Origin of the sequence: Piscirickettsia salmonis LF-89 = ATCC VR-1361, from assembly GCF_000297215.2 — a bacterium.
GTDB lineage: Bacteria > Pseudomonadota > Gammaproteobacteria > Piscirickettsiales > Piscirickettsiaceae > Piscirickettsia > Piscirickettsia salmonis.
Genome location: NZ_AMFF02000037.1, coordinates 1 through 12,389 on the forward strand (window position 1 = coordinate 1; position 12,389 = coordinate 12,389).

Annotated in this window: 14 protein-coding genes; 11 read left to right on the forward strand and 3 right to left on the reverse strand. The window is 39.2% G+C overall.

The annotated features are described in order from the left end of the window. Nucleotides 1–306: 306 nt before the first annotated feature. Genes C200_RS04475 through C200_RS04485 form a run of 3 tightly spaced genes read left to right on the forward strand, consistent with a single transcriptional unit; the run spans nucleotide 307 to nucleotide 3,018 of the window. The gene (locus C200_RS04475; protein ID WP_016210630.1) at nucleotides 307–1,422 is read left to right on the forward strand and encodes a hypothetical protein; all 1,116 of its coding nucleotides are present in this window, start codon (nucleotides 307–309) and stop codon (nucleotides 1,420–1,422) included. Then, a complete protein-coding gene (locus tag C200_RS04480; RefSeq protein ID WP_032126365.1) occupies nucleotides 1,394–2,047 on the forward strand; it encodes an HAD family hydrolase in 654 nt (217 codons plus the stop codon). Before C200_RS04475 ends, C200_RS04480 begins: the two co-directional genes overlap by 29 nt. Beyond that, nucleotides 2,041–3,018, forward strand: a complete 978-nt coding sequence (locus C200_RS04485) for an L-rhamnose-proton symporter family protein (protein WP_032126366.1) — start codon at nucleotides 2,041–2,043, stop codon at nucleotides 3,016–3,018. The genes C200_RS04480 and C200_RS04485 overlap by 7 nt, the downstream gene beginning before the upstream one ends. Before the next feature lie 38 nt (nucleotides 3,019–3,056). On the opposite strand, the gene C200_RS04490 is transcribed toward C200_RS04485, so the two are convergent. Then, a complete protein-coding gene (locus C200_RS04490; protein ID WP_230384821.1) occupies nucleotides 3,057–4,211 on the reverse strand; it encodes a helix-turn-helix domain-containing protein in 1,155 nt (384 codons plus the stop codon). 473 nt (nucleotides 4,212–4,684) lie between these two features. Between C200_RS04490 and C200_RS04495 the strand changes: the two genes are divergently transcribed. After that, a complete protein-coding gene (locus C200_RS04495) occupies nucleotides 4,685–4,909 on the forward strand; it encodes a hypothetical protein (protein ID WP_016210640.1) in 225 nt (74 codons plus the stop codon). A 385-nt stretch (nucleotides 4,910–5,294) separates the two neighbouring features. Here C200_RS04495 and C200_RS04500 read toward each other — a convergent pair whose 3' ends face one another. Next, nucleotides 5,295–5,582 (reverse strand): DUF3579 domain-containing protein, encoded by a 288-nt coding sequence (locus C200_RS04500; protein WP_016210632.1) that lies wholly within the window; start codon nucleotides 5,580–5,582, stop codon nucleotides 5,295–5,297. A 174-nt stretch (nucleotides 5,583–5,756) separates the two neighbouring features. On the opposite strand from C200_RS04500, the gene pssA reads away from it, so the two are divergent. Genes pssA through C200_RS04535 form a run of 7 tightly spaced genes read left to right on the forward strand, consistent with a single transcriptional unit; the run spans nucleotide 5,757 to nucleotide 11,095 of the window. Then, nucleotides 5,757–6,512, forward strand: a complete 756-nt coding sequence (pssA, locus tag C200_RS04505) for a CDP-diacylglycerol--serine O-phosphatidyltransferase (RefSeq protein WP_016210633.1) — start codon at nucleotides 5,757–5,759, stop codon at nucleotides 6,510–6,512. Between the two features lie 5 nt (nucleotides 6,513–6,517). Beyond that, nucleotides 6,518–6,973 carry a hypothetical protein gene (locus tag C200_RS04510; RefSeq protein WP_129556439.1) on the forward strand — a complete coding sequence of 152 codons (456 nt, stop codon included), beginning with the start codon at nucleotides 6,518–6,520 and terminating at the stop codon, nucleotides 6,971–6,973. Next, nucleotides 6,949–7,425, forward strand: coding sequence for a ribosomal protein S18-alanine N-acetyltransferase (rimI, locus tag C200_RS04515; protein ID WP_016210637.1), 477 nt, complete (start codon nucleotides 6,949–6,951; stop codon nucleotides 7,423–7,425). Before C200_RS04510 ends, rimI begins: the two co-directional genes overlap by 25 nt. Nucleotides 7,426–7,431: 6 nt before the next feature. After that, complete coding sequence (locus C200_RS04520; RefSeq protein WP_016210636.1) at nucleotides 7,432–9,009, forward strand: peptide chain release factor 3; 1,578 nt, start codon at nucleotides 7,432–7,434, stop codon at nucleotides 9,007–9,009. 3 nt (nucleotides 9,010–9,012) lie between these two features. Continuing rightward, nucleotides 9,013–9,777, forward strand: coding sequence for a TatD family hydrolase (locus C200_RS04525; RefSeq protein WP_032126367.1), 765 nt, complete (start codon nucleotides 9,013–9,015; stop codon nucleotides 9,775–9,777). A 53-nt stretch (nucleotides 9,778–9,830) separates the two neighbouring features. After that, nucleotides 9,831–10,367: a Tim44 domain-containing protein gene (locus tag C200_RS04530; RefSeq protein WP_016210629.1), complete on the forward strand. Its 537-nt coding sequence runs from the start codon at nucleotides 9,831–9,833 to the stop codon at nucleotides 10,365–10,367. Continuing rightward, complete coding sequence (locus C200_RS04535; RefSeq protein WP_016210634.1) at nucleotides 10,364–11,095, forward strand: tRNA threonylcarbamoyladenosine dehydratase; 732 nt, start codon at nucleotides 10,364–10,366, stop codon at nucleotides 11,093–11,095. Before C200_RS04530 ends, C200_RS04535 begins: the two co-directional genes overlap by 4 nt. 108 nt (nucleotides 11,096–11,203) lie before the next feature. On the opposite strand, the gene C200_RS04540 is transcribed toward C200_RS04535, so the two are convergent. Then, nucleotides 11,204–12,389: pentapeptide repeat-containing protein (locus C200_RS04540; protein WP_162180146.1), on the reverse strand; the 1,186-nt coding region annotated here is incomplete at its 5' end.

Sequence of the window (12,389 nt, forward strand, 5' to 3'; positions counted from 1 at the left end):
AGGTAGCGACGCTTACGAAAGCTTAAAATTTATAGTGGATAAATTTAATAGGTTTTGTCGTAATCTAAACTGAGTGGTATGATGTTGGTTTCTGTTTGTGGAGCTTTATCGGATGTTGAGGAAGAAACGGATGCATTATCATCAAGAGAAAACAGTTTAAGAGTAGTTTTGTTTATAAGTTGAGAGCGTCTAGAGCAAAGTAGTGCTATTTGAAAAATTCAAAGTGAGGCTAAAGAGTTACTCATTTTGTATAATTTATACCTTATTTTCTTGAAGTAAAATATATTAAAATAGGATGTTATTATAATGTCAACATTAAATAAAAATCATAGTGTAAATGATTATGTAAAACATGCTTGTGACTTTCACTGTCACGGTGTTGGTCGGTTTGATTTCACCGAAATAGCAAGTATTAATCTTGATGAGATTGAATCAATTTTAGCTTCGAGAGGATCTAAATCTGTACTCACACTTTATTTACCTAAAGAAAACTTTAGCGCCTTTTTAAGGTTGATGGATAAGTTTGATTCTGGTCGATTGGTTAATAAATATCCACATATTCTAGGTATTGCAATCGAGGGGCCACTTTTGTCTAGTCATGGAGGAACGCCACATCGAGGCGTTTGGATTCCTAGCAAATCGCATTGGTCCGAAATAGCAGAGTGTGGAAAGAAAGGGTTATTATATGTTATTTTGTCTCCTGATTTTGATTTAAATTCTGGGAAACAAAATATTGAATATCCAGATAAAATTACTTGGATAGCTGAAAAATTGCTCGAATATGGTGTTATGCCTACACCAGGGCATTTCCGTAAGGATTGTGAAAGACATTCTGCAAAAATGTTGCAGCGTGTTTTTAACGTTGTTCATGAGGCAGGATTCCAAACTGTTACTGATCATTTATTTAATGATATGCCACGAAACTTTAAACATGCATGGCGTACTGAAAATGAAAAGCAGTTGCGACAGCATGAGTTATTAGGTCTTAATCTTGATGAATGGGATTTATCAAATATTGAGGAAAAAATGGGATTAATTCCTGCAACAATTATAAGAAATGCTAAAAAAGGCATTGTTAAAATTGCACAAAATTTTGATGGTGAGCATGTAGATCTTGCTGTGGTAAAGAAAACGATTGAAATCGTAGGTCATGAAAATATTATAATGATGACAGACTCAATAGAGAGCCGTAGGTTAGCCGGTTATGATTTAACATGCAAAAAAGGCTCTAATCTTTTATATCAAGAAGAGGGCATAGTCGCTGCTGGAGGTTTAGGAGTTAGGCAACAAATAGAAAATATGATAACTATAGGGCTATCTAAACAGCAAATTATGTCGATAATTCATAAAACACCTTTGAATGTTATTAAGCAATGCTCTAGAGAAAAAAGTAATGAAGAAATTAAAGCTATTAGTTTTTGATTGGGATGGAACTCTAGAAAATTCATTAGAAAATATTTATCTATGTAAGAAAACTATAGCTGGTAAGTATAATGTTACACCTCCTACTAGGGAGGTGGTAAGTCGTGTGCTTGGGATGTCTTTTGATAGTGCTATGTCTATTTGCTTTCCACATGTAAATCAAGAGCAACTAAAGACTCTGAAAAATGAATTTCAATTATCTATACAATCAGAGAAATTCAAATCAAATTTATACGTAGGTGCTAGAGAAATCATTGCTACTTTGAAGAATAAGGGGTTGTTTCTTGTAATTGCGACATCAAAATCACGAAGCGCTCTTAATGCATCTATGAGAGTAAATGAAGTCGATTATCTTTTTGATATGACTTGCTGTGGTGAGGAATTTGAAAATAAGCCAAAACCAAAAATGCTTCACCACATCATGGAAAAATTTAATGTTAATCATGACGAAGTATTGATGATTGGTGATACAGTGACTGATGTTTTGTTTGCAAAAAATGCAGATATTAAAACGATTTGCGTAACGTGGGGAGCACAAACAAAAGATGTGTTAAATACAGCCAAACCATGTAAAATTGTTGACAGTTTTAAACAATTAGAAGGGATTCTTGAAACATTATGTTAACAAAAAGTTTATTGCTACTGTCTGTAGCAGGTGTTATGAATGGATCATTTGTAACACCAAGTAGATATATAAAAACATTTTCATACAGTGTTTTATGGCTTATTTACAGTTTTATTGGATTAATAGTGACCCCTTGGGCTGCTTTATTCATGACAACAAATATTCACTTAACTGACTATCAAAAGTTAACCGGTTATGTATCTGCCATGCTGATAATAGGGGGCTTAGTTTTTGGTTTTGGACAGATCGCGTTAATTAATGCAATTAGACGCGTTGGCTTAGCATTAAGTTTTGCTGTTAATTTGGGTGTTGGAGTTGCATTAGGCTCATTATTTACTTTTTTTTATAAAGCTCAGGGAGTTCAGTTAATTCATTCAGTATTAATAATAAGCGCGGTTTTGCTTATAGTTATTGGCCTGACTATGTATTATTTTTCTTTCAATATAGAAAATAGGAAAAATAAAAATAGCTTTTATATGGGCTGGCTGTGTGCTTTTACAGCAGGTTTAGCCAGTGGGTTTCAGAATGTAGTATTTATAATAGCCATATCTAATAGTGGCTATTTTTCAGGTGTTAATTTATTTTGGGTATGGCCACCTTTTCTTAGTGTTGCGGGCCTAATTACTGGGGCATATTTTTTATTTAATGCACTGAATTATGATAAAGAAGACTGTATAAATAAAAATTCATATAATCTTCAGTCGTTATTAAAAAATTTATTTTTAATAACTGCTATGGGTATATTATTTACAGGGTCTTTGGCTCTTTATAGCCTTGGTATGTATGGTATAGACCATAAGGGGCAGGTAATAGGCTGGCCGATATTTATTGTATTAATTATTCTATCGTCACAACTGTGGGGCTGGATTTATAAAGAAAATATCAATACGTCACGCAAACAAAAAATATTTGCAATATCAAGTATTTTCTTATTTTTATTTTCAATCGTGGTTTTATCACTTTCAACGTGAAGTTGTGGGAGGAGGAGTTGATTGATCAACTCCTTAACTTATGCAACAACAGTCAATAAGTCTGATTCTCTTAAACTGGCAAGCATATCTACTTTTGATATTAGATTAACTTCTGCTGCTGTTCTGTCTGCTTGTATGTATGGTTTATATATCTTAGCAAGGGAGCCATTGATGGTAATGGGTAACGTTTTTTCGAGCAGTTTGTCCGCTAGTTTTATCATTTTTTCTATTTCTAAGTAACCTTGATTAACGATACTAATGGCTGAAGGATCTTTTTCATAATAGCAACGCAGTAAAATATCGACAAACGATGCAAATATATCAGGGCTCCGTGCTCCATTAAAGCAAACTTCCACTGCATTGCTTAGTTTGCCGTTAAAATGGCTTAAAACATGACTAGATAGTTTAGACGCAGGTATATATCCATCATGGGCTTGGATTGTATGTCTGATAGTTTCTAAGCCTAACCAGTTTTCACCACCAAAGTCATATACAGGAAATTTCCATCCGCCAATTTTTTTTATACCACCTTTGTAAAAGAATGACAGCGAAATACCTTTATCGACGATAAGAGAGATGCCAGGCGCTTTGTGGTGAAAGTTAGCTAGATACATGAAGTGCCAATCTGAGAGTATTAATACATGCTTGAAGTGGCGCTGCATAAATGTTGTGAATTTATGTCTGATTGTCTCGAATTCATATGATTGAGCAACGATCACTAGGTTGGATTGTTTAAATACGCTCGTTTTTTTCTCCAGGTGTGGTAAAGCGGCAATAATGGCCTCATCAATTAATTGATGAAGAGTGCTGGTTGGCTCTGCTAAGTCAATACCGGTATTTATTTGAGATTGGCCGATAGTCTCATTTTTTGCATCTTTAACACAAGTAATTCTTTTTTTTTCAATTGATAAAATTCCAATTGATAACGCATTATTCTTATTTAATTTTTCTTTTGCTTTCTTTTCTGGAGATGTAAGTCCAGCCAATATATCCATTAAATCAACATCCAGACCTGAGGCAATAGACATTGCCATCACTATGCTAATGCCGGTATTTCCATTTATTATTTTGCTCACCATGCCCGGGGAGATATTACATTTTCTGGATAACTCATTACTTGTAATTTTTTTATTACCCATAATTGATTTTATATTTTTTGCGATGAGGTCGGATGTTTCCTGCTTTTCTATCATAAACGTCATTAACCAACTTTATTTTATTCTCTGATGCGAAATTTTACTAAATTACTCTTAATAGATCCATAAACATTAATTTTTAGTAGGTATCTAACTTGACAGTTTATACTATTCATTTACTATAGTGAATTCATATATAAATATGTTTGAATAATTAAAGGGATGTTAAGAGTAATGAAACCTAATTTTGCAAAGCAGTATTTGTTAGTCGTATTTGCCTATTTTCTGGAGATGTAACGTGCCATATGCTCATAAATTACCTATACGAGTTTACAGCGCAGCATGTAGGTTTATTTATGTAGGCTATGTTCAGGCAATAACAAGTTAGATGATCAAGTCGTAATTTTGCAGCTCAACACATACGCAGGAGTGATGGAGTATATTGCAAGAGTGTTTGATCGCTTTAAAATTTCTGCACTCTACTTTGGGGGCATGCTTTAAAGGATATAAAAAACAGATGAAGGTAATTAATGGATAGCATTAAAAATGAGGATAGAACTTTAATTTCTGCTTACAATGAAGCAATGCGCTTTATTGCTAACCCTTCTAAATATAAGGTGTTAGATCCTCGTACATTATTTGCACTCGAGTATACTTGGGGTAATAAAAGAAGTTTAGATCAAGCTAATATTAGCTCTTTTACGTTGTTTAGTCATTTTTATCTAGTAGCACAAGGATTGGATACACTAACTTAATATAGATAATTAATAGATAAATATATAGATAAATGCTTAAAGTTTAGCACCAGCCTTAGTCCTTAATTCTTGCAGTAAAACGTGTAGTTTTACTTCGGTTATGTATAGCTTTTAAGTGGATAGAGTAATTTTTGTGAACATGATTTATAGAAGCTTAGTTTAGCTGAGCTGAGTGCTAGGTGAAATTATGGTTTTAATTATACAGTAAAGAACACCGACCCGTTTGAATGTTTTTATGTTAATTACTCGGTTCCTGTGTAGCTTAATTTTTAATCGTCTGGTTTGACTGACCTGGCTTATTTAATTTATTAGACAGAGCATTAGTCAGTTTGGATACATTTAAAATGTTGAGGTGGTTGACTGGCCCCAAATGGCTGGGCTAGGGCTAGTCGTCTTCGGCAGGGCAGATCTTTAGTCGATTGGTCTCAGCAAATTCGAGAATATAGCGATAGAGCTCAGGATTGCTTTCTTTCAGAGATTCGTCGAGAATAATGCACTTGTTGCCATCTTTGACGGCAGGTTGTAGCATCGGTGAGTAGATAATACGCTTGTCACGGAAGGTGGAAAGCGCGCCACTCATACGTTCTGCCCAGTCGCTAGGGCGAAACGTTTTGCCCTCATGGGTGACGCCTTCGATGACGATGCGGGTATTTTTTGATGTATCTTCTGTCATTTTAGCGTGTGTATTCCGATTTATTTTTTAATTTAAGACGTACCTGGATGCACTATAGAGTATAACATAGTCAGCGATTGAATTATGATAGAGTAGTCCCAAAATTAAAAAATGTGAAGTGGCTTTGAAAATTAAGTATAAATTTTAAGAATTGTGAGTGAGTTGAAAGTGCAGATGAATAAAAAAGAGCAAGATGAGCAAATTCCACCACGTGGTATTTATTTACTACCCAATCTTTTTACGACGGGGAGCTTGTTCGCAGGGTTTTATGCAATCGTCGCGGCAATGAAAGGCCTCTTTGATACGGCTGCGATTGCCATCTTTGTTGCGATGGTGTTGGATGCACTCGATGGTCGTGTTGCTCGTCTGACCAATACACAAAGTGAGTTTGGTGCAGAGTACGATAGCCTATCAGATATGGTTTCATTTGGTGTGGCCCCTGCACTGGTTGTCTATAGTTATGCAACCATGCATTTAGGTAAATTAGGCTGGTTGGCGGCATTTTTATATACCGCCGGAGTTGGATTGCGCTTAGCACGCTTTAACTCGCAGTTAGGTTCCATGGATAAGCGCTATTTTATTGGCTTGCCTTGCCCTTCTGCGGCGGCAATGATTGCGGGTACAATCTGGATTGCCCATATGTATGGGCTTACCGGGCTGTATACGGATATTGCCTTTGCCTTGATGAGTGTGGCACTTGGGGTGTTAATGGTCAGCAATGTCCGCTATTTAAGTTTTAAAGATGTCGACTTTAAAAAGCATGTGGGTTTTGGTGTGGTCCTCATCATTGTCTTAGCTTACGTGGCGATTTCTATCAGCCCTGCTCAGGTGTTGCTCGGTATTTTTGTCGTCTATGTCTTGTCTGGCCCACTGATGGGTCTATGGCATTTGCGTAAAGGCAGTGGTAAAAAAGCGAAGCAAGTGAAGTAACAGCCGTGAGTTATCATCCTTATTTACAGCTCATGGGTGTTTCTCAATGGCAGCCGCGCATGCTGCTGCCTGGGGCAAAAGCGCCGATTGCTGTGCCCATTGCTCCGGCTTTAGTGGATGGAGTGAGTGAGGAAGCTAAACAGGCAGTAGATCAATGTTCTGAAGTTATTGATCAGCTGGTGTTACTGGTGCCACAGCGCAGTTGGCAAAAGCCAGCGGTGCGCTTATTTCTTGAGCAGCTGATCAGTGCTGTGCCTTATATTCGCTATGAAATTGAAGGTAGTCCTTATTTATCCCCACTTGAATCTCAATCTCAATCTAGCTCGTATTGGGGGTTGGGTGTATTACAGACGGATGTGGTAGAGAATTTGCCGGAAGCTGAGCGTTTTATTGCTTCAGGCACATTAAAAAAACAATTGTGGCGAAAGTTGTGGCAATGGAAAAAAACCAAGCAGGGCTGAGTCTGCGCAAGGTGTCTGTAGAAGATATTGCAACCCTCTTTGCTATAGAGCAGTGTGCCTATGAAGAGGGTTGGTCCAGTGATATAATGCACCTTCTATTGAGAACAGAGCATTATTATGGTCGCGTACTTGAAAGTAAAATTAATGGCTCGGTGTCTGGTTATTGCTTTTTCTCGCTGATTGTCGATGAGTGTCATTTATTAAATTTGTGCATTATGCCAGAGCTGCAAGGTCAAGGCTATGGGCACTACCTATTGGATGCAATAGTCAAAGAAGTGATGGGGCAAGGGGCGAGTGATGTCTTCCTTGAGGTGCGCGAATCTAATCTTGCGGCATTGAAATTATATAATGGCTACGGCTTTAACGAGTTAAGTCGGCGCAAGGGCTATTATCCCAAAGGTGATGGTAGAGAAGACGCTTTGGTTTTAGTTAAGAATTTAGAAGGTAATTGATCAATAATGACATATCAAGAACAGGTCGATAAGCGCAGAACCTTTGCGATTATCTCCCACCCGGATGCGGGTAAAACAACCCTCACTGAAAAATTATTATTATTTGGTGGTGCCATTCAAATGGCCGGGACGGTGAAGGGGCGCAAGGCTAGCCGCCATGCAACATCCGATTGGATGGAGTTAGAAAAGCAGCGGGGCATCTCGGTGACAACCTCGGTGATGCAGTTTCCGTATCGTGAGCGCATTATTAACTTATTGGATACACCTGGGCATGAAGATTTCTCCGAAGATACCTACCGGACACTGACTGCGGTCGATTCGGCGTTGATGGTGGTGGATGCGGCGAAGGGGGTGGAAGCACGGACATTAAAGCTCTGGGAAGTGTGTCAATTACGCAAAACAGCAGCGATGACTTTTGTCAATAAGCTGGACCGTGAAGCACGTGATCCTGTTGAAGTTTTGGATGATATTGAGACGAGTTTGGGCATTTTTTGTGCGCCGATTACTTGGCCGATTGGTATGGGTAAGAATTTTAAAGGGATTTATCATCTGTATGAAGATAAGGTGTACTTGTATAGCGCTGGGAAAAACCAGCAGGTTCAAGATGCCGAGGTTATTGTTGGGCTAGATAATCCGGTATTGGATGACAAGTTGGGCATGATGGCCAGTGAATTACGTGATGAATTGGAGCTGGTACGCGGTGCGAGCCATGAGTTTGATAATGCGGCGTATTTGGCGGGCGAGCTCACACCGGTCTTTTTCGGTTCAGCAATTAATAATTTTGGGATTCGTGAACTGCTTAATTATTTTGCTGACTATGCACCAGCACCACAAGTGCGCAAGACCCATGAGCGCACGGTGGCGCCGACAGAAGATAAACTATCAGGTTTTGTTTTTAAGATTCAGGCCAATATGGACCCGGCGCATCGTGACCGAATTGCGTTTATGCGGGTGTGTGCGGGTAAATATACGAAGGGTATGAAGTTAAAGCATGTCCGTACTGGTAAAACCGTGCAGATCGCCAATGCGATGACCTTTATGGCGGGAGATAGAAGTCAGGCCGAAGAGGCGTATCCGGGGGATATTTTAGGTTTACATAACCATGGCACGATTCAAATTGGTGATGCCTTTACCCAGGGTGAAGACTTAAAATTTGTCGGCATTCCAAACTTTGCGCCTGAGTTATTTAGATTGGTGCGTTTGCGTGACCCCTTAAAATCAAAAGCGCTGCAAAAAGGCTTGATTCAGCTCTCTGAAGAAGGGGCGACGCAGGTGTTTCGGCCATTAAATAGCAATGACTTGATATTAGGGGCGGTGGGTGTTTTGCAATTTGATGTTGTTGCTCATCGCTTAAAATCTGAGTATAACGTTGAGTGTGTTTATAGTAATATCTCGATTGCAACGGCACATTGGGTGCATTGTGATGATGAGAAAATGCTCGACCAATTTAAAAAGCGTCACTTTGATCAGTTGGCCATTGATGGCTCAGATGCCTTGACTTATCTTGCGCCGACCATGGTGAATTTGAACTTAGCGAAAGAGCGTTGGCCGGATATTGAGTTTTTCTCAACGCGTGAGATTTAAAACATGATCTTTGATACGCACTGCCATTTGGATTTTGATGTTTTTGATCAAGATCTGTCGGCCGTGCTGGTGCGTGCAGCAGCTGTTGGGGTGACGCACTTTATGCTGCCGGGGGTGAGCTGCCAGAATTGGCAAAAGGTGCGTCAATTATCAGTACAATATCCTGGATTTTATTATGCTTTAGGATTACATCCTTATTTTTTAAACCAGCATCAAGAAGATGATTTAGTACAATTAGAGCAAGAACTACAAACGGATGTGAACATCACGGCGGTGGGTGAAATTGGTTTAGATGGTCATTTAAAGCACTTAGATGAAAAGCTGCAATATCATTTTTTTAATCAGCAATTAGCGCTTGCTAACCAATATAATAAGCCGGTGATTTTGCATGTGCGCCATCGGCATGACCAGGTAATTCAGGCGCTTCATGCTTTAAATTTTAGTTGCGGTGGTGTGATTCATGCGTTTAGTGGTAGTGTAGAAGTGGCTAAACGTTATGTGCAATTGGGCTTTAAGCTGGGCCTAGGCAGCGTGCTAACCTATACAAATTCACGTAAATTAAGGGCGGTGGTGAAGAGTTTGCCTTTGGCAAGTTTTGTATTAGAAACTGACTCGCCGGATATGCCAATGCGTGGCCAATTTGATCAACGTAACGAGCCGTGTTTTATTGTACAAGTATTGGCAGCCTTAGATTCCGAGCGCAGGGAAAGTCGTGAAACAATCATCCAAAATTTATGGCAAAATTCCTTATTACTCTTTAAAATCTGAGAGATTTACGATTAACGTTTAGATTGAGCATTGTGCGTGGAGGGTTGATTAGCATGGGTTCGGTATTATTATGGATTGTAATTTTAGGGGGCATTATCTTTTTGCTCAATAAATTTTTTATGAATAAGCAAGATAAATATTCGAATACACACAGGTCATCACAGCGGCCGCGGGAAGATAATCCAGCGGTTGGCAATGTCTATGATCACCAAACGGATCATCAGCCGGAAGAGCGTGTGACTCATCCTACAGTGAGTCAGGGTGATTTAGAGCATGCTGCAAAAGAACTTTTTGTGACTTTGCAGGATGCTTGGAACAATGAAAAGCTCGCGGTTTTGCAAAAACGTACTTCAGCCGATGTCTTTACCAAAGTACAAAGCGCTGAGCGCCATCAATCGATTAGCATTGTTGCTTTAACAGCGCAGGTGCAAGAGCTTAAGCAAAGTCCTGAGGGGCATGTAAAAGCAAAAGTGATTTATAGTGGGCAATTACGTCAAGGCAATGGGCAGCCGTATGATTTTAGAGAAGTTTGGCATGTCAGTCGTGAGGCGGCGGATGCTGTATTGAAAGTTGAAGGTATTGGTGAATGAGCGGTTTATTTGAGCGTACGCATATTTTAGTGGGTGATGAAGGCATAGAACGCTTAAAAAATGCGCGTGTTGTCATTGCCGGCATGGGTGGTGTCGGCTCTTTTGTTGCTGAAGGTCTTGCGCGTGCCGGTATCGGTTTTATTAAGCTGGTTGACCATGATGTTGTTTCAGTCTCGAATTTAAACCGCCAGTTGGTCGCACTGGAATCAACTGTTGGTAAAAATAAAGCCGCTGTGATGGCTGAGCGTATACGCGATATTAATCCATACTGTGAGGTTGAGGTGTGTGCTGAGTTCTTACGTGCAGATGATATGGCTGATTTTTTTAGTGAGCCGTTTGACTTTGTTGTTGATGCCATCGATAGTTTATCCTGTAAAGTCGCTTATGTACGCACAGCCCATGAAAAAGGTTATCCGGTGGTCTCAAGTATGGGAGCGGGTAATAAAATTGACCCGACGCAGATTAAAGTGGCGGACATCTTTGATACTTCTGTCTGTAAATTGGCGCGCTTTATGCGTGTGCGTTTGCGTCGTCAGGGGGTTAAAAAAGGGATTTTAGCTGTGTATTCAACAGAGCCCTCCTCGCCACCATTACCGCCAGAGCCGGTGTCTGGTCTGGGCCGTGATCGCGCTGTCAATGGTACAATTAGTTATATGCCTGCTTTATTTGGGCTTACTTTATCTGGTTTGGTGATAAAAAATATTATAGCGGATTATGTGAAAAAATAATAGCTTTTTTATTATAAGCGCACTAAATTAGGGTTTTTTAGTGCGTTTTATCGTTATTTTATTTTTAATATTATTTTGTTAGTATATTCTATATTTTTTAATCATTGATTAGTAGGCACTCGTACCTTGATCTGGTTGGTCATCATTTTCTTCTGAGGCGAGCAAACCTTGGCAGTCATCTGCTTTATTATTGTGATATGTAGAGTACAGGGTAGGAGTTAAACTCGCGCCTTCAAGGCTATTATCATGAGATTTCATATACTGTTTAAAGTATTCAAAGATGTGATGGTCAGGGTTGAGTTTTGATCGTTTGAACCAAGAACCTTGTTCAAGAACGCAATCCCAGTCTGGATTGCTAATCTTTAATAATTTTCTTGCTTCCTCAAAATATCGGCTGGCTGCTTGATAGGCTTTAGAGCTAGAAACGGATAGAGGTGAGGTATGATGAAGGGCCGAGGCTGCATTTTTAAGGAGAATATCCAGGGGTTCATTTTCTAATCTTGATTTAAAAAAATTCGCCATGGTTAATTTTTTGTTGTTGTTATGTTCTAAGCAGCTTGCAATAGCCTTATTTAATCCTTCTTCTAAAAGAATTTTAATGACTCTTGATTGTTGAGGTTCATCGAGCAATTTTTGCATATATTCTGGTTGTAGATAAAGATCTAAATCTTTTAGGTGCCGGCAACACTTATGAAACTGCACACAGTTGTTAATTACTTTTGGATGGTTTGCAAGAGTACATATCTTATTCGCATCTAAAATTGCATATGCCATCATACGGCTGACTGGTTTATCATCCTCGAATTGATCTTTAAGGCTGGGTTGATCTTCAAGGTTGGATTGATCTTCAAAGAGAGCATTGTAATTTGAGGCTTTTTTTCGAGCCGATAAGAAAAGTGAACTGTTATGCTTTTTTTTAGATCCTTGACTGAGGATTGCTTTTGCCTGATTATAGCCTTCAGGTAAGGTTGCGTTTTCAAACATTTGATCATGATTCACTGGATCAGGAGTGTGGTTGCGAGCGGTTGCGAATGTAGTGGTTTTGGTGCTATAAGGGAAATCACTTACTCTAAAAATGGCAAAATCAATGTTAGTCTGCTCTAGATGAGCATCTTTGAAGTCTGCGCTTACAACATAAGCGCGCTCAAATTGAGCGTTGCCAAAATTCTTGACAGAGCTTAAGCTCGCCTTGTATAAGCCCGCAAAACTAAAATTTGCATCAGTTAAGTCAGCTTCCGCTGCGAGCCATGGAGTGCTAAGCACGGGGTGAGTAGGCCGAGGTAGGTTCGGGTTT

Excerpts from the sequence above, each read along its gene's own strand:
- rimI (WP_016210637.1), top strand. The coding sequence starts at position 6,949 with ATGGAAAAAAACCAAGCAGGGCTGAGTCTGCGCAAGGTGTCTGTAGAA.
- C200_RS04495 (WP_016210640.1), top strand. The coding sequence starts at position 4,685 with ATGGATAGCATTAAAAATGAGGATAGAACTTTAATTTCTGCTTACAAT.
- C200_RS04520 (WP_016210636.1), top strand. The coding sequence starts at position 7,432 with ATGACATATCAAGAACAGGTCGATAAGCGCAGAACCTTTGCGATTATC.
- C200_RS04535 (WP_016210634.1), top strand. The coding sequence starts at position 10,364 with ATGAGCGGTTTATTTGAGCGTACGCATATTTTAGTGGGTGATGAAGGC.
- C200_RS04485 (WP_032126366.1), top strand. The coding sequence starts at position 2,041 with ATGTTAACAAAAAGTTTATTGCTACTGTCTGTAGCAGGTGTTATGAAT.
- pssA (WP_016210633.1), top strand. The coding sequence starts at position 5,757 with ATGAATAAAAAAGAGCAAGATGAGCAAATTCCACCACGTGGTATTTAT.
- C200_RS04525 (WP_032126367.1), top strand. The coding sequence starts at position 9,013 with ATGATCTTTGATACGCACTGCCATTTGGATTTTGATGTTTTTGATCAA.
- C200_RS04490 (WP_230384821.1), bottom strand. The coding sequence starts at position 4,211 with ATGATAGAAAAGCAGGAAACATCCGACCTCATCGCAAAAAATATAAAA.
- C200_RS04530 (WP_016210629.1), top strand. The coding sequence starts at position 9,831 with ATGGGTTCGGTATTATTATGGATTGTAATTTTAGGGGGCATTATCTTT.
- C200_RS04500 (WP_016210632.1), bottom strand. The coding sequence starts at position 5,582 with ATGACAGAAGATACATCAAAAAATACCCGCATCGTCATCGAAGGCGTC.
- C200_RS04475 (WP_016210630.1), top strand. The coding sequence starts at position 307 with ATGTCAACATTAAATAAAAATCATAGTGTAAATGATTATGTAAAACAT.
- C200_RS04480 (WP_032126365.1), top strand. The coding sequence starts at position 1,394 with ATGAAGAAATTAAAGCTATTAGTTTTTGATTGGGATGGAACTCTAGAA.